The sequence below is a fragment of the Syntrophomonas sp. DTU019 genome (assembly GCA_913757435.1).
In the GTDB taxonomy this organism is placed as follows: Bacteria; Bacillota; Syntrophomonadia; order Syntrophomonadales; family Syntrophomonadaceae; genus DTU019.
The window spans coordinates 36,389-60,660 of the sequence record CAJYDM010000008.1 but is presented as its reverse complement, the minus strand read 5'-3'; the positions used below and the strand labels follow the sequence as shown (position 1 = coordinate 60,660).

18 protein-coding genes, 1 tRNA gene and 1 other annotated feature are annotated in these 24,272 nt (G+C 50.0%); of the genes, 2 read left to right on the top strand and 17 right to left on the bottom strand.

Annotated elements, in window-relative coordinates:
* Window positions 1–287: 287 nt before the first annotated feature.
* The 14 genes from polX to ytxC form a co-directional block, all read right to left on the bottom strand.
* Window positions 288–1,952, bottom strand: coding sequence for a DNA polymerase/3'-5' exonuclease PolX (gene polX / locus AC15IQ_RS14780; RefSeq protein WP_483180176.1), 1,665 nt, complete (start codon window positions 1,950–1,952; stop codon window positions 288–290).
* 3 nt (window positions 1,953–1,955) lie between these two features.
* Window positions 1,956–2,228, bottom strand: a complete 273-nt coding sequence (locus AC15IQ_RS14775) for a cell division protein ZapA (RefSeq protein WP_483180175.1) — start codon at window positions 2,226–2,228, stop codon at window positions 1,956–1,958.
* 188 nt (window positions 2,229–2,416) lie between these two features.
* Entirely contained in the window at window positions 2,417–3,841 is a 1,425-nt protein-coding gene (locus AC15IQ_RS14770; RefSeq protein WP_483180173.1) for an ATP-binding protein, read from the bottom strand.
* A 440-nt stretch (window positions 3,842–4,281) separates the two neighbouring features.
* The gene (locus tag AC15IQ_RS14765; protein WP_483180171.1) at window positions 4,282–5,955 is read right to left on the bottom strand and encodes a nucleoside kinase; all 1,674 of its coding nucleotides are present in this window, start codon (window positions 5,953–5,955) and stop codon (window positions 4,282–4,284) included.
* A 354-nt stretch (window positions 5,956–6,309) separates the two neighbouring features.
* On the bottom strand, window positions 6,310–7,068 hold the full coding sequence (locus tag AC15IQ_RS14760; protein WP_483180169.1) for a M15 family metallopeptidase: 759 nt from the start codon (window positions 7,066–7,068) through the stop codon (window positions 6,310–6,312).
* Between the two features lie 371 nt (window positions 7,069–7,439).
* Window positions 7,440–9,491: a phenylalanine--tRNA ligase subunit beta gene (pheT, locus tag AC15IQ_RS14755; protein WP_483180167.1), complete on the bottom strand. Its 2,052-nt coding sequence runs from the start codon at window positions 9,489–9,491 to the stop codon at window positions 7,440–7,442.
* Between the two features lie 11 nt (window positions 9,492–9,502).
* Entirely contained in the window at window positions 9,503–10,525 is a 1,023-nt protein-coding gene (pheS, locus tag AC15IQ_RS14750) for a phenylalanine--tRNA ligase subunit alpha (protein WP_483180165.1), read from the bottom strand.
* Between the two features lie 39 nt (window positions 10,526–10,564).
* Window positions 10,565–10,794 (bottom strand) — a binding site (T-box leader).
* 167 nt (window positions 10,795–10,961) lie between these two features.
* On the bottom strand, window positions 10,962–11,759 hold the full coding sequence (locus AC15IQ_RS14745) for a TrmH family RNA methyltransferase (protein WP_483180164.1): 798 nt from the start codon (window positions 11,757–11,759) through the stop codon (window positions 10,962–10,964).
* A gap of 360 nt (window positions 11,760–12,119) precedes the next feature.
* Window positions 12,120–12,479, bottom strand: a complete 360-nt coding sequence (gene rplT / locus AC15IQ_RS14740; protein ID WP_483180162.1) for a 50S ribosomal protein L20 — start codon at window positions 12,477–12,479, stop codon at window positions 12,120–12,122.
* Window positions 12,480–12,496: 17 nt separating this feature from the next.
* Window positions 12,497–12,691 (bottom strand): 50S ribosomal protein L35, encoded by a 195-nt coding sequence (gene rpmI, locus AC15IQ_RS14735; protein WP_483180160.1) that lies wholly within the window; start codon window positions 12,689–12,691, stop codon window positions 12,497–12,499.
* On the bottom strand, window positions 12,692–13,225 hold the full coding sequence (gene infC / locus AC15IQ_RS14730; protein ID WP_483180201.1) for a translation initiation factor IF-3: 534 nt from the start codon (window positions 13,223–13,225) through the stop codon (window positions 12,692–12,694).
* A 198-nt stretch (window positions 13,226–13,423) separates the two neighbouring features.
* Window positions 13,424–15,334 (bottom strand): threonine--tRNA ligase, encoded by a 1,911-nt coding sequence (gene thrS, locus AC15IQ_RS14725; RefSeq protein WP_483180159.1) that lies wholly within the window; start codon window positions 15,332–15,334, stop codon window positions 13,424–13,426.
* 25 nt (window positions 15,335–15,359) lie between these two features.
* A complete protein-coding gene (locus tag AC15IQ_RS14720; RefSeq protein WP_483180157.1) occupies window positions 15,360–15,953 on the bottom strand; it encodes a DUF445 domain-containing protein in 594 nt (197 codons plus the stop codon).
* Between the two features lie 104 nt (window positions 15,954–16,057).
* Window positions 16,058–16,993 carry a sporulation protein YtxC gene (ytxC, locus tag AC15IQ_RS14715; RefSeq protein WP_483180156.1) on the bottom strand — a complete coding sequence of 312 codons (936 nt, stop codon included), beginning with the start codon at window positions 16,991–16,993 and terminating at the stop codon, window positions 16,058–16,060.
* Window positions 16,994–17,594: 601 nt separating this feature from the next.
* Here ytxC and AC15IQ_RS14710 point away from each other — a divergent pair.
* A tRNA-Val gene (locus AC15IQ_RS14710) sits at window positions 17,595–17,669 on the top strand.
* A gap of 271 nt (window positions 17,670–17,940) precedes the next feature.
* On the opposite strand, the gene AC15IQ_RS14705 is transcribed toward AC15IQ_RS14710, so the two are convergent.
* The 3 genes from AC15IQ_RS14705 to AC15IQ_RS14695 all read right to left on the bottom strand — a co-directional run bounded on the left by AC15IQ_RS14705 (window position 17,941) and on the right by AC15IQ_RS14695 (window position 22,259).
* Window positions 17,941–18,492 (bottom strand): hypothetical protein, encoded by a 552-nt coding sequence (locus AC15IQ_RS14705; protein ID WP_483180154.1) that lies wholly within the window; start codon window positions 18,490–18,492, stop codon window positions 17,941–17,943.
* 318 nt (window positions 18,493–18,810) lie between these two features.
* A complete protein-coding gene (locus tag AC15IQ_RS14700) occupies window positions 18,811–20,823 on the bottom strand; it encodes a PAS domain S-box protein (RefSeq protein WP_483180152.1) in 2,013 nt (670 codons plus the stop codon).
* Between the two features lie 320 nt (window positions 20,824–21,143).
* Window positions 21,144–22,259 carry an SH3 domain-containing protein gene (locus AC15IQ_RS14695; RefSeq protein ID WP_483180150.1) on the bottom strand — a complete coding sequence of 372 codons (1,116 nt, stop codon included), beginning with the start codon at window positions 22,257–22,259 and terminating at the stop codon, window positions 21,144–21,146.
* Between the two features lie 532 nt (window positions 22,260–22,791).
* On the opposite strand from AC15IQ_RS14695, the gene AC15IQ_RS14690 reads away from it, so the two are divergent.
* Complete coding sequence (locus AC15IQ_RS14690; protein WP_483180148.1) at window positions 22,792–24,045, top strand: ATP-binding protein; 1,254 nt, start codon at window positions 22,792–22,794, stop codon at window positions 24,043–24,045.
* The last annotated feature ends 227 nt before the right edge of the window (window positions 24,046–24,272 follow it).

The window sequence follows — 24,272 nt, the reverse complement described above, 5'->3', positions numbered from 1 at the left end:
CCAACCTCCTTAAATGCCGGTATGATTTATTATTGTGCTTAGTACAATGGGTTTATTCCCCTCTGGCCCTTGCCTGAGAAGAGAATCAGGCGAGACGTTTATACTTAATGCTGAAAACTCCTGAGTGCAGAGATAATTTGTGAATGGGGCGCAAAACAGGAATACATTCCGGTTAGAAAGGACAGCGGCAGGGGATCTTAGCTAAGACTTAGAGGGCATAGCCAATAAAACCGGCTCATTGAGGTTTATAGATCAGCATGTACCTTTTGCGTTCCAGGCTCGACTGGTCACGAGGAGTGGAAATAGGCCATGATCTCCGCCAGGCTCCAGGTATTTATCACATCCCTGGCTTGTGCCCAGCCGCGCCGGGCTGAAAGTATGCCATAACGCAGCAGTTCAAGTTCCGATCGATTATGGGCATCACTGTTGACCGCCAGCTTTATTCCCAGGCTTACCGCCTGCCTGGTGATATGCTCATCGATATCCAGACGGTAGGGATGGGAATTGATTTCCAGGACCTTTTTATGTCTTTGCACCGCTTGTAGAATCCGTTCCAAGTCCAGTTCATATCCAGGCCGACGATTGAGCATCCTCCCGGTCAGGTGCCCAATAATATCTACATGTGGATTCTCTATAACGCGCAGCAACCTCTCCGTCTGGGCCTGGCGGTCTAAGCGGAAATGGCTGTGAATCGAGGCGATTACCACGTCCAACTGCTTCAGTTCATCGTCGACAATGTCCAGACTGCCATCCTTCAGAATTTCACACTCGATGCCTCGCAGCAGCCGGGGCCCGGGCTGCCGGTTGAGTTCAGCGATGATGTGCCCTTGCATGCGAAGGCGTTCCCGGTCCAGGCCTCCGGTAATGGGCAGGGAGCTGCTGTGGTCGGTAATAGCCAGGTATTCATAGCCCCGGGCGCGGGCTGCGGCCATCAAGTCTATTAGATTTTCCGAGCCATCACTCCAATTGGAATGCATATGCAAGTCGCCCTTGATATCGCCGAGACTCACTGGTTGGGGCAGGCGGTTATCCCGGGCGGCTTCGATTTCCCCGCGGTCTTCACGCAATTCAGGGGGGATATAGCTCAGGTGGCAGTGATGATAAATCTGAGTTTCATCGCAGAAGCTATCCGGCCTGGCCGAAATCTCCTCCAGAACCCGGGCACGGTGGGATTTGGATCCGGTGCTGGTAAAAAGGTGATAGGCGAATTCTTCAGGGTTTACCAGAATTATCTCGAAGGGGATCTGAGAAGGCAACAAACCAGCAATACGGTCCATCTCCTGCTCTCGTATATCCAGGTTGGCCAGTTTTGATGTGATCTGACCTACCCGCCTGTTGTCCAGAGTCCCGACCAGGATATCCACATCACTGACCAGGGGCTTGCCCCGGCGCAGGCTGCCTACTATCTCCACCTCGGTCTCAGGCATGTTGATGCGCAGGTGCTCTCTCAATTTCTCAGCCATTGGCAGAGCCAGTCCTATGGAGTGTTTGTCCGCGTTTTGCTGTAGAACCTGAAGGCCTTGTAATATCCGGGCTTCGGTTTTGGGTCCCACACCTGGAAGGTTTCTCAGTCTGCCTGCACGGGCTGAGTCCTTAAGATCCGCCAGGTTATCGATTCCCAGTTCCTGATATAGCTGCACCACAGTTTTGGGACCGAGACCAGGAACACGCAGCATATCCACGACCGTCTCCGGGATCTGCCGGCTCAGTTCCTCTAAATAAGCAGAAGCACCAGTTTTCAAAATCTCTTCGATGTGGGCCTGAACGGTTTTGCCCACCCCGGAGATCTCTCTAAGGCGCTTCTGTGCATAAAGATCGTAGAGATCGCATTCCAGGTTATAGATACTGTGTGCCGCTTGTCGGTAAGCCCTGATCTTAAAGGGATTCTCATCGCTGAGCTGCAGCAGGGCGGCAATGCGCTCCAATATCTGCCCGACTTCCTGGTTGTTCATGGTTCAGCCCATCCTGCTTTTACGCTCCTCCTCCATGGCCTTGACCAGCTCATCATAGTCTTCCTGAAGCTTATTCAACTCATCTGCCAAATTGAGGGCGGTCAGCACCGCCACCTTGGTGCTTGACAGATTGGGATTACGCTGGTAAATCATGCGCATGCGTCTGTCCACATAGGAGGCCAGCATCTGTATGTATTCAGGATCCTCTTCTCCTCTTACTACATAGTCTTCGTTAAATATCGAAACCGTAACCTTGGCAATTTGATTTCTGTTCAACCAGACGCCCTCCCTCGTTTCAAGGTCAATATCTGCTGTTAATTCTCTACAGCGGGTTTTATTTCCTGCCATTTGGGGTCATGAAGTTTTCGATCGTAAATCAGGCGGCTGGGTTGTAAGACCGGGCTTAATGCACCTGGCAAACCACATCCGGTTCCATCAACCGCCGCTGCCACGAACAGACTGAGCTACTGGGCTGATTCCTTTTCGTCCTCATGCTGGCGGGGCAAGGTAAAGAAAAAGGTGGCCCCGCTTCCTATTTCGCTTTCTACCCCCAGCTTGCCGTTGTGGTGTTCGACCAGGTGTTTGACTATGGATAGCCCCAGGCCAAATCCCCCACTGTCATTGGACCTCTCTTTATCAACCCGGTAGAAACGCTCGAAAATACGGTCTTTTTCATGTGGGGGGATGCCCTCGCCCTGGTTGGCAACCATTACTTTGACCTCCTCCGGGCGATCTTCCACGGATATTATGATCGGTGAACCCGGTGGGCTGAACTTGATGGCGTTGTCCAGCAGGTTCAGCATTACCTGCACTATGAGCTGTTCATCGAAATCGACCATCAAAGGGTGTTGGGGCGGGTTGAATTCCACAATAAATTCCTGTTCGTGGTCGATCCTCGACATGCTGATGGATTTGTTGATCACTGCTGTAAGATCCAGGTTCTGCTTGTGCAACTGCATGCGCCCAGATTCTATGCGGGACAGCTCCATTAACCGGTTGATAAGGAGTTCCAGGCGGATGGACTGTTCATAGATAGATTCCAGGTTAGACTTGATTTCCTGATCTGCCATATCCCGTCTGTTCAAGAGATGCTTGGCACATCCGGTGATGTTATTCACAGGTGTCAACAGGTCGTGGGAGACGTTGGCCACAAAATCCTTACGGACCCGTTCCAGCCTTTTTAGTTCGGTGATGTCATTGAAGATGGCTAAAGTTCCATCCTCCCGTCCATTTAAGCCGGTTCTTAAGGGAACCACATTCACTTCCAGAAGGTGGTCATAAACACCGTGGAATTTAACCTCGCTGCGAATAGGCTGATAATTTACGCGCACCTTATCGATCATATCCACCAATATCTGGTTTTGCAGGACTTCTTGGTGTTTTTGGCCAATTTGTTCAGGGCCAATGCCCAGAATCTTGGCAGCCCGGCGGTTCATATAAGTGATGCGGCCGTACTGGCTTACGGTGAAGATGCCATTGACCGTGGTGTCCAGCACCAGGGCGAGACGATTTCGCACCGAGGAGATTTCGATCAGGTTGTTCTCCAGCCTTTCAGCCATCTCATTAATGGTCTGAGCCAGATGGTACAACTCATCCGAGGGTAATAGGTGGATGCGGTGCTGCAGATTGCCCTCCGACATGTTATCCACCCCGGCGGTGATGATATCCAGCGGCCGCGAAATCTGTGCAGCAATCAAGATATTCATCAATAGGGCTAGAATACCTACAGCGACTGCGGCCAGGAGTACAGTCATCAAGAACTTGTCCGCAGTGAAATCGAAGCCGCTGCGATCGATAACCATATAGAGTATAAACCCCATGGCCGCCATGACGGCTGCGATGAGCAAAAAATAGAACAGGGTCAGACGACGTTGAAACAGACTCGGCATTACAACCCTCCTTATCTTAATGACACACGGGGACGCTTTATCTGTGTCATTTTCTGAGTCACTTTCGAATCATTTCTTTTTAACTATACAGATACTATTAGGACAGTGCCTACCTCCCTCTGCTGTTGCTCATTCTACCTGCTTAAACCGCCCTTAGGCCCGGCCCGCCTCAATAAGCCCTGAAGGTAGACGAAGGGCACCCGTTTTTTCGGATGGAGCAGAGCCCCACCCCTACGCCGAGGAAAAAATAAGTGATCAGTCCGGACCCCCTGGTGACGTTTTATCTATGTAAGTTTGAAATCAGTTCTCAATCAGCTCGTTGATTATCCAGTCACTCTTAACAGAGCATGCTCACCAACGAGGAAAAAATCTATAAACAGAAATTCGAACACTATATTATTCTGTGCTCAACCGGTCAGTTCAAATCAGCCTGTCAGAACTTAATCCTTAAACCAGCTTCCTCCGATAAATTCGCGCAGTATCGAATTGGGCGCAACGAAGTCATCAGTTGCGGCGCGGAAATAACTCAAGAACTTCAATAGTGCAGTGGCCTCTACATATTCCCGCACATCTGGTTTGATTTCCTCTAGTAAAGGCTCGATATGCGGTTTTAAGATGGCCAGTTCATAGACTAAGGAGGAATTGAACATCACATCGGCGTTCTCCTGAAATGGGAATATATTACGCTCCTCCCCGCGGCGTACCGAACGCCACCGGCGCAAGGTCTCCAGAGCGGAATAGCCTCTGACCCGATTGTCACGAACGATCCTGCGAATCAGACGCGAATCTGTGGTCGGTATACGGTTGCTGTAATCGATGTTCAGCTGAGTCAATGCACTTATATATATGCGGAATTTCTGCTGTGAAGGAACGCTGAAGGTCAGCTTTTCGTTCAGTCCATGAATACCTTCAATGATTATCAATTCCCCGGGCGGCACCTGCATTCTGCTGGCCTGCAGGTGGCTTTTGCCGGTCAGGAAATCGTAGCGCGGGATCTCCACCTCTTCTCCGGCAATGAGGCGGCAGAGGTGGTCATTGAACAAGTCCAACTGCAAGGCTTCAAGGGCTTCAAAGTCAAATTCTCCATTTTCATCTTTTGGGGTAAGATCGCGATCGAGGAAGTAATTATCCAGGGAAATGGCCACGGGGCGCCTTCCATTAGCTCTAAGCTGTATCATCAGACGGTTGGCAAAAGTGGTCTTACCCGAAGAAGAAGGACCGGCTATGGTGACCAGCCGGATGGCGGGGTCAGAGCAGATCTGGTCCGCGATGTCAGAGATTTTCTTCTCATGCAAGGCCTCGTTGATCATTATCAGATCCTTCAGGCCGCCCTGCTGAATAATACCGTTCAAAGCGGCCACATGGGGAGTGCCCATCATAACCGCCCATTTTTTGGCCTCCTGGTAGACGTTGAATAATTTGGGGAGGTCGGTGAACGGCCGAATACCTTCCGGGTAGTTGACATCCGGAGTCTGTAATATCATCCCGGGAGGATAATTGATGAGGCGGAAACTGTCCAAATCACAGGTATTTGGCAGCATATAACCGTAAAAATATTCATAATGGCCGTCCAGTTCATAGATGTGGACGGTGGCCTTATCCCGGTACTCCAACAGCCCGACCTTGTCCAGCTGGCATTGCCGAGCATAGATGCGCCGCGCCTCTTCGCGGCTCACTACATGTTTGCTGATGGGCAGATCCTGTACCACATATTCACGCATACGCTTCTGGATCTGCTCTATATCCTCATCACTTAGTGAAATATCTTCGAGTTCACAGTATAAGCCGTTTGAAAGCGAATGCTTGACAATCAGCTCGCTATAGGGAAATAGGCTCCGGCAGGCACGGATGAGCATAAAGACTACACTGCGGCGGTAAATTCTGGCCCCGATCTCACTACTGATATCCACCAGTTCGATATCACAGTCCTTATCGAGGACAAAGCTCAAATCCTCCAACTGATTGTCGATTATGGCCGCCACCACCCGATGGCGCAACCTGTCGCGCAGTGTATCGATCAGCTCTGCAGTGGTGCTCTCAGCAGGTATTACATAAGTTCCAAATCCCTTGACATGCACATTGATGTCATAGCTCTGATAACTTGAGATAGCCATACTAGTTCCCCCTCTTCCCACAGTCATCTAACGTTCATTATAATACAATACGGCCCGGTTGTGCGCATCATCGCATTAAGCCGGGCTTCGTAAGATGTGCAAAAGATAAGCGTTTCCGAGCTTATGCTGTCGTTAGCAGCAGGAAATAGCCGACACGGTAAAATCTTCTGCTTTTTCGCGAGGAAAAGCTACTAAAATCACTTATCTGACTTCTAGACCCCAAGTAAAAGAGGGCCTTATGCCCTCTTTTTCACGGCGTATGCAATCTTCGCGACCGTGCCTGTATTGCTTAATATTATTTATTCGGTGGATCTGTTCGACTTCCTGCTAACAATTTATTAAAGCATTTTCAGTTTATGGAATCTGAGCCTGCGGTGGCCAGTATACACTGTACTGGCCAAGATCAGTGTCATTGAAATGCCACCATTCATAGAAGATACTACTGAATCCGCTGTCGACCATGGCTTTTTCCAAAAGCCGAGCATTGTCCGCCTGGACCTGGCTTATATCTCGATAATCGCGGTCGGCCTGGGCGGTGAAATTATCGAATCCAGTTGGCATGAAAAGTTCCTGGCCGGTCAGATCGACAAGGGTCACATCTACCGCCGCCCCCCGGGAATGATTGGAGAAACCCTGATTAGGATCAATAACATAACGGCGGTCCGGCATCACCTCCCACAGCCGATATTGGGCTTGCGGAGGCCTGTAAGCATCCCATATCTTCAGGGAATAGCCCTGGGATTGCAGGGTCTGTTGTGCTTTTTTCAGCTTCTCCGCAGTGCCCCGGCGCAACAGGGCTTGATCACTATCATATATAGGCTTTTTATACACATTGTTTTCGGTGGCATAAACCAGTTCAATTTGGATGCCGGGGATATAATCGCGCAGATCCACCATGTCAGCGGGACTTGCTGGCTGGGTTACAGCCCTCCCAGAGTTGAGATATCCCTGCCACAAATAGCCTGCCAAGGCTAAACCCAGGATTACCGCTAATACCCAAGAATATTTTGATATTTGTCTCTTTCTAAGCGGTACCCTATTATGGTCATTGGCCAATAACACTGCCTCCAGTCGGTTGAATGTCGGTTCTAATAGTATGGACTTATTAACCATAGAAAAATGTGATCAACACAAATCATACTGCCCTAAAAAGCCTCTCATATAGAAGCAAAAACATTTACAGGCTGGTTAGATGGTGGAAACAGGAGGGCAGCGGCAAGAAGCGGGGTGAAATGCGTTCTTCCAATTTTTTTATGGAAGAGAACGGGAGGCGGCGTAAAGGAAGCAAGACTTCCATGAACCTTCAGTTTCAAAAACGTGAATGAATACTTTTTTTTTATGGGTTCGGATGCAGACTGCTAAACGGATTGTGTCCCCTTGCTTCCCCAATAAAAATAACTTTGGCGCCAGGCGCCAAAGTTATTGGCAGATTTACTATAAGCCTTTCCCACACAAAACAGGGCTCCCACAATTGATTGGATATATTATCGCAGTGCCGCCTCTAATCTCTCTTGTACACTCCTACGGATAGCATCCATCTCCGCGTTCACCTCGGCATCGGTCAGGGTACGGTCATACGCCTGGAAGGTCAGGCGGAAGGCCAGGCTCTTATATCCGCTCGGGACCTGTTCACCATCATAAACGTCAAACAGGTGTACCGTCTCTAAGAGATTGCTGGCCGCTTCGCGGATGGCCTGCACCGTTTGGGCTACGGTCTTGGACTGCTTTAAGAGCAGGGCCAAGTCGCGCTCCACCGCCGGATAGCGCGGTATCCCACGGGCTTCGATGCGCTGGCTGGACAGCGAATAAATCTTATCCAGATCCACTTCCAGGGCACAAGCCCGCTCCTTGATATTGTATGCTTCCAATACCGCAGGATGCAGTTCGCCCAAGACCCCGATCTCCTCACCTTTACTCGATAGAACCGCCGTGCGCCCAGGATGGTAGCCAGGCATCGCCCCCGCCGCAAAACTGACTTCCGAGCAGCCTAGTCCCTGTAGCAGAATCTCAGTCACGCCTTTGAGGAAGAAGAAATCCATCTCTACATCATATTTGATCCAGTTGATTTCACTGCGTCCACAGACAATGGCTCCTAGCTTCAAGTTCTCCCGGGGCAGCTTTTCATCACCGGGATAGAACACCTTGCCGGTTTCAAACAAGGCCATGTTGAGGTTTCTCCTGGCCAAGTTAGTGCTCAGGCTTTTCAGCAGACCGGGCAGCAAGAGAGTGCGCATCACGCTCTGTTCTTCAGAGAGCGGGTTGGCTATGTTGACCGTGCGGCGTAAATGACTGTCTCCTGGCAGCATGATCTGGTCAAATACAGCCGGATTAATAAAGCTGTAGTTTATGACCTCATTGCAATAACGAGCCATGATCACGGTGGCCTCTTGACGGAATTGCTGGTATTCGCTCAGCCTGCCCCGGCTGGCATCTCTGGGAAGGCTGCTGGGAATGTTATCATATCCATAGAGTCGCGCTACCTCTTCGATCAAGTCGGCTTCTATGGACAGGTCGACCCTGTAACTGGGTACATGCACCAGCAGACCGTGCTCTTTTTCGTCATAAGGTAGGCCCAGCCTGTTCATATATCCCTTAATGGCCTCTGCACTAATATCCGTCCCCAGCAGGTGGTTGACTCTATCGGGGCGCAACAGAATCTCTACCGGTACAGCTTTTTGCGGATAGCAATCACAAATGCCCCAGACCACTTCGCCATCGGCCAGATCCTGCAATAGCTGCGCAGCCCGGTTTACGGCGTATATAACCCCATTGATGTCCAGGCCTTTCTCGAAGCGCATAGAAGACTCACTGCGCATGGCCAGTTTCTGAGCAGTCTTGCGGATATTCGTCCCCAGGAAGTTGGCGGACTCCAAGAGCACATCGCAGGTATCATCATTTATCTCCGTGTTCATGCCACCCATAACCCCGGCTAAAGCCACCGGTCTATTCCCATCAGTGATGACCAGCATGTTGCTGTCCAGAATTCTATCCACCTCATCCAGGGTGGTGAATGGCTCCCCTTCCTTGGCGCGGCGCACTACGATGCGGGGGTTTTCCCCCAAAAGTCGATAATCAAAAGCGTGCAAGGGCTGGTTGGTTTCCAGCATCACGTAATTGGTGACATCGACTATATTATTGATAGGGCGGATTCCGGAATTGCTGAGAGCCTCCTGCATCCACTGCGGAGACGGTTTAATAACACAATTTTTGACCACCCGGGCCGCATAACGGGGGCACAGGTCGGGATCTTCAATTTCCACTTCAATGTAATCCTCGATACGCTCCGCATTCTCATACAGTTTGACCTCGGGGATCTTGACCGGTTTGCCAGTTAAGGCTGAAACCTCTCGGGCCAGGTTTATCAACCCCAGGCAGTCGCCCCGGTTAGGGGTCAAGTCCAAATCCATTATCAAATCGCTGCCGACCTTCTCCAGGCCTTCCACCAGAATTCCCGCCATGGAGAGACGGTGGGCGATCACTTCGGGTTTTTCTTCGATATCAACATATTGTTTTAGCCAGTTTAATGATACTCCCATCCTGTCACCTCCTAAAATTGACGCAGAAATCTGTAATCATTGTCGAAGAATAAGCGCAGGTCATTAATGCCGTATTTCAGCATGGCGATGCGTTCCACCCCCATGCCGAATGCAAAGCCGGAGACCTTATCGGGGTCATAGCCTCCATAGCGAAGTACATTGGGGTGCACCATCCCTGAGCCTAATATCTCCAGCCAGCCGGTGTGGGAGCATACCCGACAGCCTGAGCCGCCGCACATCACGCAGGATATGTCCATCTCCGCGCTCGGTTCGGTGAAAGGAAAGAAGCTGGGGCGAAAGCGCACCCGCACATTGTAGCCGAACATCTCCTGGGCAAACAGCATCAGAGTACCCTTAAGATCGGCAAAGGTGATGTGACGATCGATCAACAAACCTTCCACCTGCTGGAACATGGGTGAATGAGTGGCATCGTCGTCTTTGCGGTAGACCTTGCCCGGTACCACTATTTTCACCGGCAGCTGTGGAGCCATCTTCTCCATGGTGCGTACCTGCACCGGCGAAGTATGTGTTCTGAGCAATACATCCTCATCTATATAGAAAGAATCCTGCATGTCCCTGGCGGAATGGTCTTTGGGGACATTTAAGGCCTCGAAGTTGTAATAATCCAGTTCAATTTCCGGACCTTCGGCGACGCTAAAGCCCATGCCGGTAAATATCCGTACGATTTCCTCATTGATGCGGGTGAGTGGGTGCCTGCTTCCCCGCGGCAGGGGTACCCCGGGAAGAGTCACATCAATACTCTCTTGCTGCAGCCTTTTTTCCAACTGCGAGCGCTGCAGCTCTTCAGTACGATTGCTTATAAGCTCTTCCAAACGTGCTTTGACTTCGTTGCCCCGTTTGCCGACCGCAGCGCGTTCTTCAGCCCCCAGATCTTTTAAGCCCCGTAGCAACAGGGTTATGTCCCCTTTGCGGCCCAGCATCTTGACCTTGATGTCGTTTACCGCCTCCAAATCCGCCGCTACGCTCAGGGCTGCCTCAGCCTGCTTTGATAGCTGTTCCAGTCTTGCCAACATCTTGCCGTCGCCTCCTTCAGAAAATAAAAAAGCTCGTCCCCGAGGGACGAAAGCCATGTTCCGTGGTACCACCCATATTAGCCAGGTAATGCACCTGACTCACTCTCCTTGCCGTTAACGGGGCACCCCGGTAAAGCCTACTCAAGATTTCAGCCCACAACTCCCAGGTGAATTGGCCTGCACCCACCCCGAGTCCGGCTCTCAATCGCTGACCGCACCTCCCTGTCGGGATCACAACACAGGCTACTTGTCCTGTTCCTCGTTTATTATATCAGTATTATTGGGTAACCATCATCTTATACAAGAGGTAATATACAATGCAGCCGGACACCTCGAAAAGGCGCCACAAATCGTCAGCTTGCGTCATCACTAACCCTTCACCCCTCTTTGTTAAAGCTAGGGCCCAACTAGAGCTATTATATCACACCAATTTTGGTTAGACAAAAGAATCGCGATGAAAACGACACCGCCAACTATGGCCCAGGATAATACCACATGCTACAGCAGCGTTTAGCGAATCCACGCCTAACGCGCAGGGGATGGTTACAGTGGAGTCGCATATGGCCGCCACCTGAGGACTCAAGCCCCTGGCTTCGCTGCCAATCACTACGGCCACTGAACCATTGAAATCGGCAGCATAGATCGGCATCGCCTGGGCGCTTGCTGTTGCCAAGAGATGATAGCCCAGGCCTGTCAATTGCTGCAGTTGTGTGGTAGTGACGTCCTCAATCACCGGCACCTTGAGGATTCCTCCCATACTGCTGCGCACCACTTTAGGATTGAATGGGTCTACACTCCCTCTGGTCAACAACAACCCATCAACTGCGAATGCCCAACAGGTGCGGATAATGGTTCCGACATTGCCGGGGTCGCTGAGCTGATCCAACACTACCAACAACCCCCCCGGTCTGGCCACTTGTTCCAACTTGTACACGGGTTTGGCCATTACCGCCAGCATGCCCTGCGGGCTCTCTGTATCGCTCAACTGCCTCATGATGCGTGCATCTGCCACATGCCAGGGCAGGTTGGGATGTGCGGCGATTATTTCCTGGTACTGGTCCAGACGCTGTCTCTCCGCCACAAGATAAACCGGATGCTGCCCGCTCTTCAGGACCTCTTCTACCAGGTTCCGTCCCTCCAGCACATACATCCCTGCCAGATCACGGTATTTTTTCTGTTTTAACCGGGCAATCTCCTTGACTATGGGGTTATCTTTCGAAATCAACTCTTTCATGTAAACCACCTATTTCGACCAACAGGCCAACAGGGGGACAGAGGGACGTCAGACCGTGCGAAAAGTCCTCGAATTCATGAACTGTGCTCTCAAAGTGGGGGACAGTCGTGCCATTCCGAACTAAATGCCAGCCCCCATCCCATATATCAGCCCCAAAACAGCCAAAAGTGGGGCGCCCAAAAAACGTAGAATAGTTTTTACACAGTCTGCCGTTCTTTTTTTACGAAAATCCCCTTAAAGCCAAAGGATTTTCATTCATGCTTGTGAACCGAAGGCTCATGTTAGTTTTGTTGGCCCTGAAAAACTTAAGGCTGTTCCCTAGTCTCACCCATGGAACAGCCCCTCGATTCTCTAAGTAATTTATTTGCTTACGCTGGCTTTGGCGACTTCGGTCAGTCTGGTGAAGCCCTGCGGGTCGCTAATGGCCATCTCCGATAAAATCTTGCGGTTGATATCCACTCCAGCCACTTTAAGGCCATGCACCAGGCGGCTGTACGACATACCGTTATTACGGGCGGCAGCGTTGATGCGGGCTATCCACAAGCGGCGGAAATCCCTCTTTTTGAGGCGGCGATGGATGTACGCGTACTGGCCGGATTTCATTACCTGTTCATTGGCCACCCGGTAGAGCTTGGATTTGCTGCCGCGATATCCTTTGGCCAGCTTCAGAATCTTTTTATGTCTGCGATGTGATGTAACACCACGTTTAACTCTCGGCATATTTTACTACCTCCCGTTTATTGCTGAATCAGCTTGGCAATGCGGCTGGTCTCGGCTTTGCTGACCAGTCCGGCTTTGCGCAGGCCGCGTTTTCTCTTGGGGCTCTTGTCACCCAGCAGGTGGCTGGCATTGGCTTTGGAGCGCTTTATCTTACCACTACCGGTCATTTTGAATCGCTTAGCGGCTCCCCGGTGGGTCTTCATTTTCGGCATTTAGGCATCCTCCTTTTTTTCGATGTCAGCTTTGGGCACAAATATGCTAGTCATATTTCTCCCCTCTACTTTGGGGCTCTTCTCTACTGTAGATATATCCGCTAAATGTTCAGCAAGTTTAATACAGAGTCGCTCGCCTAGCTCCGGGTGGGTGATCTGTCTTCCCTTGAACATGATGGTCAGCTTGACCTTGTCGCCCCCTAAAAGAAATTTGCGGGCATTTTTGGCCTTGGTCTGAAAATCATGGTCCTCGATGTTAGGCCTCATTTTGACTTCCTTAACAGAAATGATCTTCTGCTTTTTCCGTGCTTCCTTATCGCGCTTGTTCTGTTCGAACTTGAATTTGCCGTAGTCCATGAAACGGCATACCGGTGGTTTGGCCGAAGGCGCTACTTCAACCAGATCCTGGTTTCTAACAAGCGACATCTCCAAAGCTTCGCGTATGGGCACGATCCCTAATTGCTCCCCAGTTTCACTGATAAGCCTAACCTCTTTGGCCCGGATTTCTTCGTTAACTCTCCAATCCTTACTGATAATGAATTCACCTCCATAAAAATGTAAAAGCGAGCAGCAAGGCTCGCTTCTTATACTTCAGGTTAACAGGCCTGGTCGACTCCAGAGCCTGTAATGACTGGTATAATACCTTACGAACCGCAGTAGTAAGGTGAGAAGCTAAGCTCCTGCTTGATTACGCCAAAAATTATAACATAAGCAGATTCGCCCTGCAAGGGCTTATCTGATAAGTTTTTCCTCTATCTCCTGTTTTATAGTCTGGATAAACTCGGATAAACCCTGACTGCCCAGGTCGCCTTCTTTGCGATGCCTTACCGAAACAGTTCCGGCTTCCACCTCTTTGTCCCCCACCACCAAAAGGTAAGGGATTTTCTGCAACTGGCCTTCGCGGATTTTGTAGCCGGTCTTCTCACTGCGTAGATCGGCTTCAGCCCTCAGGCCGGCTTCTTTGAGTTGGGCTAAGACCTCTTGGGCATAATCATGGTGGCGGTCGGTGATAGGCAGGACCCTGACCTGTACCGGACTTAACCAGACGGGAAAAGCCCCGGCAAAATGCTCGGTGATGATGCCTATAAAACGCTCGATGCTGCCATAAATGACGCGGTGTATCATCACCGGGCGGTGTTTTTCGCCATCCTCGCCGATGTAGGATATATCAAAACGCTCCGGCATCTGGAAGTCCAGCTGAATGGTGCCGCACTGCCAGGTCCTGTCCAGCGAATCGCGGAGGTGGAAATCGATCTTGGGGCCATAGAAAGCACCATCGCCGGGGTTTATCTTATAGTTCATGCCCTTTTCTATCAAGGCCTGTTCCAGGGCGTTGGTGGCAACTTCCCAATCCTCATCCGAACCCATAGATTTTTCAGGCCGGGTGGACAGTTCCACATGGTAAGGGAAGCCGAACAAGCTGTAGAAACGGTCGATCAGATCGATGACCCCTTTGATTTCTGCAATGATCTGCTCGGGCAGCATGAAGATATGGGCATCATCCTGAGTAAAGGCTCGCACCCTCATCAGGCCGTGCAGCACCCCGGAAAGTTCATGGCGGTGCACCAGGCCCATCTCGCCCATGCGCAGAGGCAATTCCCTGTAGCTGTGCAGGTTCTGTTTATAGGCTAATAGCCCGCCCGGACAGTTCATGGGTTTGACCGCATAGTCTTCCTCATCTATTTTGGTGAAGTACATGTTCTCCTTATAATGGTCCCAGTGGCCGGAGCGGTGCCACAACTCCTCATTGAGGATGATGGGGGTGCGGATCTCCTGATAACCGGCCAGGGCGTGCTGAATACGCCAGAAATTCTCCAGTTCATTCCTAATTATCATGCCTTTGGGCAGAAACAGCGGAAAGCCCGGGCCCTCATCAACTATGACGAATAGGCCCAGTTCACGGCCCAGTTTGCGGTGGTCGCGTTTCTTAGCTTCTTCCAGCTTGTACAGGTAGTCATCCAACTGTGCCTTCTTGGGAAACGAGGTGGCGTAGATGCGCTGCAGCATGGCGTTGGCCTCACTGCCGCGCCAGTAGGCTCCAGCCAGGCTCATCAGTTTGACCGCTTTGATCCGCCCGGTGGAAGGCACGTGTGGACCGGCGCAAAGGTCCACAAACTCCCCCTGCTGATACAGGCTGATCTGAGCATCCTCAGGCAAATCCTCGATCAGCTCGACTTTGTATTCCTCGCCCCGCTCCTTGAAAAAGCGAATCGCCTCATCACGGGGCATTTCCTTGCGGATGATGGGATAGTTGGCCTTTATGATACTGTTCATCTCCGCTTCGATAGCTGCGAAATCCTCGGGAGTAAAGGTATGGGTACTCTCAAAGTCATAATAGAAGCCCTTGTCGATGGCAGGCCCGATGGCCAGTTGCGTATCCGGCCACAGCCTCTTGACCGCCTGGGCCATGACATGGGAAGAACTGTGCCGGTACACATCCTGTCCGGAAGGATCTTCGAAACCGATCAGTTCCAATACCCCGTCTTCGTCAAGGGGTCGGTTGAGATCGGTCAATTCACCATTAAACCGGCCCACCAGAGCTTCTTTGGCCAATTTCTTGCTGATTCCTTCAGTTGCCTGCAAAAGGGTGGTGCCTTTGGGAAACTGCCTCTCACTGCCGTCTTTTAATTTTACTGATACCATTTAAATACCTCCTGCCTGCAATCTGTCAGCTTGGGAAAAATAAAACAATGGCCGCCTGGATCAACCCGATCAGGAAGCCCAGGACACCACCTAAAACCTCAATAAACCTGAGTTCGGTATGAGCAACCCCACGGATCAACATCTCCAGCTCGTCCAGGTCAAAGGCGTTGATCTTGTCCTCTACCAGTTGTTTGACGCTTATCTTTGCCGAGACGGTTTCCCGCCCGCTTTTGATAGCCTTATGGATAATGTGGTCCGCTTCCTGGCGCACGATCTTTTCCAGACTCTCCTCGATCAAGCGATAAAGCCTGTCCGGTAACACGCGCGGCATGGTCTGACGCAGCCTCTTCTTCAGAGTCTGCACCACCTCATTCAAAATGCGGTGACGTAGTTCCGGGGTGTCGACGCTGTCAAACAGTTCATCTACAGACAACAGGCGCGCTTCGATCAATGTTCCGATACTCTCGGCAATTTCTCGTTGCCGCTTGGGGAGCAAGCCCTGCAGTTCGAAGCAAAATAATTTGACTGGTTGCTTGGGCCAGAAAAGCATCCTGATGGCGAAAACATTAGTAATATACCCGATGAAGGCGCCAATCAAAGGTATGATCAATAACTGCAAGACTCATAGGCCACCTAACTGTTTTAAACAAATATAGCAGATTTCACAGGCAGTCGCAATAAAGAGGGATTTGGGGAAAGGCAGACAGTACAGGCGGGTTACAGTCAGGGACGGCGCAGCCCGGCCTCGTGGCCAGCCAGTTGTTTGCAGCGCTCACAGCCAGGACAGGTCACGATGCGTTCCTGAAATACATTGCGAATCATGGTGACCGATTCTTTGAGGACAAGGCCATCACTCTCATGTATTATTATGCGCCTGGGGGCGATGGTCACCAGTATACTGACCAGGACATCATCCAAGTCAATTTCTTCCATAAGCATATCATCCAGATAGTAGTCCATATAGCTTTCGTCGATTTTGGTGCCGGCACTGTCCCACAGATAGAACACCCCGTTGCTGCTCATAAGCAGGTTTACCTCCTGAACCTTGGCAGGTTGGGTCTCTACGAAATAACGCAACAAATTGACGAAATCATTGTATTCCTTTTCATTGCGCAGTTCTTCTATGGCCACCTCCACAGCAAACTTGATCTCAGTCATGTAATCCTGCATCCAGAAGGTGATAAAGCCTTCCACCACCAGTTGCCGGGCTTCCTCAATGTAGCCCAAGACGCGGCTGGCGATGCGGCTCTTGCGGCCAAAATTCATAAGCATATTGAGGCTCTCACTGGAATGGCAGCATTTGATAAATTCCTCTGCTTTGGCCAGCAATCGCTGTTTATCCTGCGGTGACATGGACCGGCAGACACGCTGGATCTCGCGCCACAACAGGCGAGATTCCCAGCCGTTTACTATATGTTCGGCTATAGCCTCGGCCAGTTGATGCCTGCAAATGTAAACAATATCATCACTTTGGAATACGCTCTCAGGCCGATCAGTCACGTGCAGTTTAAAAAGCAGACTGTCCATTTCCTCGTCCAGGGGTTCTGATACGATCTCCACTTCATACCCCCGCTGTTTTATCCACTCTAGCCGCTCATTGATCAAATCCCCCAGGCGGTTTGGCGTCCGCATGGTGATTACCTGTAATTCGTAAACCATAAATGGCCTCCTGCATAAAAGTTAGTCTAATTATATGTTTGCCAAAAAACCATTATTCAGTAGCAAGTCCGATGTTTCATAGTGTAAATGATGGATATAGGTGCATAAAGAGGGGGATTTTATTTAATCAATGAATGCGGGGGAACAGTACCCTGCTAACCAAACAGGGACAAAGGGACGGTTCTGCAGGGACAAAGGGACGGTTCTGTTGTCCCAATAATTGGGACAACAGAACCGTCCCTTTGTCCCTGGTCCCTTTGTCCCTGAACCGTCCCTTTTGTCTTTGCCTTCTAATTAGCTGAGCCCAATGCTTATGCTACCGGCGGTAATCGCCTGAAGGTCATCGTAAATCATTAATAAAGGTTTCTCATAACTAGATTTCATTTCTTCACCTCCCAAAATATGTACAATTAAAGTTATTATAGCAGAATATCCGGCTGTGAAAAGACTAATCACCTTTAGAGGCCTAAGGACGGATGTTCCCATGTTTTCTCATTTCAGGACGATCATTGGAGATCCTCCTTCAAATTTAAACCTTTAACAACTCATCCGCTAAGCTGTTGATTTTCGCTGCCAATCGTTATATAATTTATAAGCACACGGGCCGTTAACTCAGTGGGAGAGTGCTTCCTTGACGCGGAAGAAGCCATAAGTTCGAATCTTATACGGCCCACCATAAAAGACATTTGCAAACCCCGATATATAGGGGTTTGTTTTATTTTAAACCGAATAACGAATGGATGATTACAAAATTAGAATCCCGATATATCAGCTTTTGCGGCTTCATTGTTATTGTCGCAGTCTGAGAGGGGACATATGACCGTTCAAAATAAGAAAACTCCCGGTTTTGAGTTCTCCGGGAGCACCCCATCTATTTTTTAGCTCCGATCTACAGGGTTTTGGATACTTCGGTCAGGTTTCCCCAAGTATTACCATTCAGGTTTGTTTCACTTTTTTTTCCTTCTCTCTTTCTTGCTCAATTCATTCCCGGATTCATCGATTTTGGAGCGACAGTTTTCGCATAGAAGCATCAAGTGGGAAAAATCATAGCTGCCTTCCGTTTCAGCATCTGAAAAATTGTATACCTGGAATGGGGCCATGCTGGGGCGCTCTATCCGTCCACAATGCTGGCAGCGTCCCTGTTCTCTGTGTTTCACTGCCTCCTCGTAAATTGAACTCAACTCCCCTTCAAGGCTATCGATATTCTTTTGGAGTTCCGCTATTCTACTCTCCTTTTCACGGTAAAACATTTCGTTATGCTTTTGTGATTTACTTTTCATCACATTTTGCACCCCGCGGCTGGCTAGATAACCTATAATGATAATCCATATGGTATGAGCTGTATTGTTGAAACGAAAGATCAAATATACACCCACTGCGGCGATAAATCCGGCAATTATTATAGCAGTAGTATCCCATACGTTTGATGGCGGTTTCGACGATTCTTCTTTGGATAGTCCCGATTTGCTGCTGACAAGTCTATTTTCTTTGGCCTTCAAGCAATCAGGGCAAATACACCCACCTTGTCCAAGCTGAAGGCTATCATTATGTTCTTGGGAACATTCCCTGCAAACATTCATAATCATTACCACCCCACATAATATTAATATAGCTTTACCCTTGCCAGAGAAGAATAATTATAGTTACGCTATAACAACCACCTAAGCTTGGTGCTCCAATACATTTGCTTTCACAGGCGCATAGCAATACCGGGGTTTATAGTCCCCGGCCTTTTGTGCTGGTTTTCCGTTGCTGCCAGTATACCACCATGAGACGCACCCCGGTCGCGAACCGAAACGCGGCAATTGATAGTGGGATTATGTCCCGACGCCCGACCTCGTGGCTATAGGAAATCTGACCAGGAAGGTAGTCCCGGCAGGTCCGGTCTCCACATCGATTTTAGCATTCTGCCGGGCAGCAATGCTATAGCAGACCGCCAACCCCAGTCCGGTGCCTTCTTCCTTGGTAGTAACGAAGGGAGTGCCTAATCTTTCCATGATCTCTGCATCAAGGCCCGAACCCTGGTCTTTAATATAGAGGACCACTTGATCATTTTCCTCTAAGGTACCTATGGTCAGTAAGCCGCCGCTTTGCATCGCTTCGAAAGCGTTGTGGGCCATGTTCAGGACCAATTGGCGGATCTCGTTCTCATCAATCAGGCACGTTGATGGCTCGGCCAAATCGAGCTTAAGGTTCATATCCTTTTTCAGGGCCGAAGAACGGAGGATAGGCTCCAGCGATTGTACGATGTCGTCCAACTGCTTAAGCTGTAAATTGATTTTTTTGTCTTTGGCCATACCCAGGTATTCGCTAATGATGGAGTTGGCACGGTCCAGTTCTTCTATCATAAGGTCGAAGATGGCCCGCTCCTCTTGGTATTCGTCCTTTTCACACAGCATTTGCAGAAACCCTCGCACTGCTGTCATGGGGTTCCTTATTTCATGACCGATGCTGGCAGCCATTTGCCCCACCAGGTTCAAACGATCCAGCCTGGTAATCTCCGCCTCCATCATCTTTTCCCTGGTCAAATCTCTGATAATAGCTATTCTGCACAATTCCCCATTCAGGTTTATCATGACCATTGACAAGGAAACACTGGCGATTTTCCCTGTCTTAGTTCTTATTCGGAGTTCGCAATTGTGAACCTCACCTCTTGATTCCAAATATCCCAGACAAGAATCCAGCTCTGCCCTATCCAGGGACCACAGGCCCAATTCCTCAGGGGTATGCTCCAAAACCTCATTCCGGCTATAACCGGTCAGGTTAAGGAACCTCTGGTTCACATCCACATAGCGGTTATCTTTCATGCGCACTATAGCTATGGCATCAGGATTGTTGTTAAAGATAGTATAAAAGCGCTCCTCAGAATTGCGCAGTTCATCTTCGGCCAGTTTGCGCTCGGTGAAATCGTGCAGATAAATGGTGAGACCGGATGGTGAGGGGTAAACCCGGGCTTCTACCCAGAGATCGATGTCACCTCCATGGGCTACGAACGACACTGGGATGTCGTAGCGCATAGCCAGATGGTATTCGTAATAGAATTCCGACCCCACCGATTCAGGAAAAACCTCCCAAAATACATTGCCCAAAATCTGCTCACGGGTGACGCTGAACATCTGCTCGGCCGCCCCATTCCAATAAGTAACCTTCCAGTCGCGGTCAATAGTGAAGAAAGCATCAGTGATGCTCTCGAGAATTTTAGTGAAGTTCTGGTTGGATTCCTCCAACTCACGGGTGCGTTCCTGCGCCAGCGATTCCAGCCGCTGTTCACTCTTTCTCAGTTCCTGGTTTACCAGCAGGCGGCCCATAGCCATGGAGATGTGATCAGCCACTGTTCTCATCAAGGCCGATTCTTCCTCGGTGAAAACCTGCCGCGAACAGGTGCCGAAGGAGATGGTCCCCAAAAGCTCTTCGCCTATCATTAGCGGGTGGCAGGCATAAGCCTGCAAACCGTAAGACTCGATCAGGTCAGTCCCGAGATCTGGGATGGTGGTCATGTTTTCTGATACCAGGGGGGAACCATTCCCGGCTGTACACCCGCATGTCGTCGCCCCATATTCGAGCCATTCTATTTTAACAGCTTCCTCCCGGGGTATACCGGCCCAGGCATTTAGATGCAGACAATCCATTTCCCGGTCCAGTAGATAGTTGAAAAAAAACTCACATTCCAGATATTCCATGGTGTCCTTACACAGGTCGTCTATTATGCTCTGAGGGTCATCGTTGGCCAATAGCCGACAGGTTACAGCGTTGAGCAGGCGTTCACGCCGGTTGGCCTTCAACAATTCGGCTTCGACTTGTTCCCATTTATGTATCTTATTGTCTTCCATGCTTACCTCGATACACGCAATACCTCTACCATGCACCACCTTTGGTGCCAATAGCGGGTAATGCCCCCCCTATTCATAGCATGGCTTTAAACCATACCGTGGCATACCTCCAGGCCAGGAGGCAGGAGGCTATGCACGCAGTCTTCTAATATATATAACCTAGCAATAATTGTAGCATATCGGGGCTTACAAATTAGGAAGAAATATCCCATACGGCAATACATTTTCCAAATAAACCAATAGTATTCCGGTAATGGGATAGATGATAAAGTGAATTGAACTTTGTTGCCAAATGCCACTAAAGAAATAAACCTGGAAAATCATTGTATATTATTTGATGCATACCCCCAGATCACATCAACTACCCAGCCAGCCACCCAGGCGGTCTGTCCTCGTCGGGTGACTTTGTACCAGCCGTCCTGCTGTTCCACAACCGCCATTTGTTCTCCTCGCATGGCCTGGTCGACCACTTGATATTGAGTACCCGGTCCGTTGCGCAGATTGACGCCCGGCGAGTTGACAACCAATGCCACTGCCTTCAATCCGTCTGCAGGCGGGATGAAGACATACACCGTAGCAGTCTTAGAATCCCAGCAAGCGGTGCCACCCAGGGCTTCAATAATAAAGCGCAGCGGGGCCATAGTGTTATTCTGTACTATCATAGTAGGCACATCAGTGCCCCACACCGACCCATTTACGGTTGGTTCATAGGAATTGACCGGCAGCACTATCTTCTTGCTGCCCCAATTGACCGTAGCAGTTTGAGCGGCCTTGTTCCAACCCACTGTGCCTCCGACTTCATCGAAGACCTCGCGTAAGGGTACCAGCACACGATGGTTATACACAATGGGTGAGATGGGGCCCGATTGGGACCGACCATTTAAAACCATTTTTACCGGCGGCCCCAAAATGCCAGTGTCGGGAGCATCATTTTGACTAAGCGCAATGCTTGCCTTTGGCCCGGCAACCATATCCTTACGGATATATACCCCCAGCCCTGCAGCAGTCTGGGCCAGATACCAATCACCTTCCTGGGACACCAGCGTCAGCACCTCATCTTTGGTGGCCTCACCGACAATGTCGTAACCGGTGCCCGGTCCGGAACGCAGGTTGGCGACTCCGACCCCCACCACCAGGGTCTGAGGCGGTGAGACCTTTATTAGTGAGGACAGTACCCAGCCCTCCAGGGAACCGTAACGGACCTTTTCCCAGGACCCATTATGACCGGTCACCTCCAACTGCGTACCATTATAGAGGACTCCCGCCACTGTATACCCGGTGCCCGGTCCGGAGCGCACGTTGACCACGCTGCCGGTGACTACCGCGCTGGCAGCCAGAGATTGCAGGCACCACAGGTTCAGGATCAGTCCCAGGGACAACAGTAAGCATAGAGAGGTTTTTATCGCCCTCTGCCAAAACTCAGTATTTGTTGTCATATCATGACATCCTTCCATATAATTATGCTCTACATAAATACGCCTGGCGGCCGTCGAAAGCTGGGGTATATCACGAGCCTTTCCATATAAAATGACATTTTTCCTGCCACCGTCTCTTCTAAAGTTTTTCTAAATATATCAACAAATTTTGTTTAAACGCCTTATTTCGACAATCCCAATTATCACCATAAAACCATATGGCGGCTTTAGCAGCGCCGAGGTTAACTGCCACATTTCCCCAAAAAGCGAGTTATCCTGCCAGCAAACATCTCCACTCCTGGCTCATAAACTACGCAAAGTTCGACACAGCTCAGCTTAATACTTATGTTAGATTGCTAATAATGACCAATTACGTTGTGTTTTCCTAACACTACAGCCTGTTTTTCCTGAGTTTTCGCAAAAACTATCATTTCACTAAGGCTTTTGCCCATTAATGGCCATCGTCCCATCTAATTTGTTTACTGTTTGGAATGGTCTAAGGGTGGCTTGGTGTATCTTTGCAATGCTGTGGTACGGTGGAGTGGAGGTAGGCATGAAAGACAAGGCAGACCAGAACCAGCATTCGTACGGTGAAACCGGTGCACGGGTGTGGAGTGATGACCAAATCGAGTTGCAGCGTTCTCTGGCGCAAAGGCTGTGGCTGAAAATCGAACATGCTCTGGTTACTCATGCCTTGCAAGATAGTGACCACAACTTGCATTGGATTGCAGAAAAACTGTTGGAAATCGATCGTCCTCGGGCAGAAGAACGCTTTTTCCGGGTTTTTAACCAAAGTCCGATCATGATGGCAATTTTGAGCATGGACAGCAGAGTATTCCTGGAGGCCAATCAGGCTTTTATTGATAAATTAGAGTGCCGACGCGATCAGCTGATCAGGCATACCCCTCAGGAACTTGGCATCTGGACCAACCAGGATAAGTTTGCCGAAGCACTTTCCGAACTTGCTGACAAAGGCAAAATCGACAATGTTGAAACTCAGCTGCACACGGTCACGGGCAGGGTTTTAACAGTCTTGGCTTCCCTGGATTTAATCGACTTCAACCACCAATTATGTCGTCTGATCGCCTTCCAGGATATCACCGCTATGCGGCTGATGGAATTCAACCTGGCACGTATGGACCGCCTCAACCTGATCGGGGAAATAGCTGCCAGCATCGCCCACGAAATCAGAAATCCCTTGACAGCCGTACGGGGCTTCTTGCAGATGCTGGGCTCTAAATATGAATACGCCGACGAGTTTGCCTATTTTAACCTCATGATCGATGAACTGGACCGGGCCAACGATATCATCACCAAGTTCCTGGGAATGGCCAAAGACAAGAACATCGACCCAAAGCCGACTTACCTGCACGAGGTCATCACAGCGCTGCACCCTCTCATCAAAGCCGACGCGGTCCAACGAGCAATGAACACCCGTCTGGACTTAGGCTATACTCCACAGGTACTAATAGATGAGAGTGAGATTCGCCAGCTGGTATTTAATATGTCCTATAATGGCCTGGAGGTCATGTCGCCCGGGGGCACGCTAACTATTGGCACCACATTGCAGGATAATGAAGTGGTGCTATTTATCAAGGATGAAGGGCCGGGAATATCCGCGCCACTTCTGGACAGGCTGGGCACTCCTTTTCTGACCACCAAAGATGACGGTCCCGGGCTTGGGCTGGCAGTGTGCTACAGCATTGCCGCCCGTCATAATGCCAGAATAGAGGTGGAGACCAGCTCGCAGGGAACCGTGTTTTATGTTTGCTTTTCAATAGCCGAGACGCAGACAAGACTGTTCTAAAAAGCACGAGTATCTAAGGCCCCATTACTCCGCCTGGAAAAGCAACCTATGACATTTTTTATGACCGGATTCAGCCGTTTTAATCAATGCAAATCCGGCGTAAGCGACACGATCGCCGACCTTCAATAAATCGTTCAACAAAGCTTGCTATTCTTTTGGAAGAAATATTTAGAGGATTTTACTGTCAAAAAGGGAACTATGGAAAAAAGAGCAAGTGGAGGGGACAA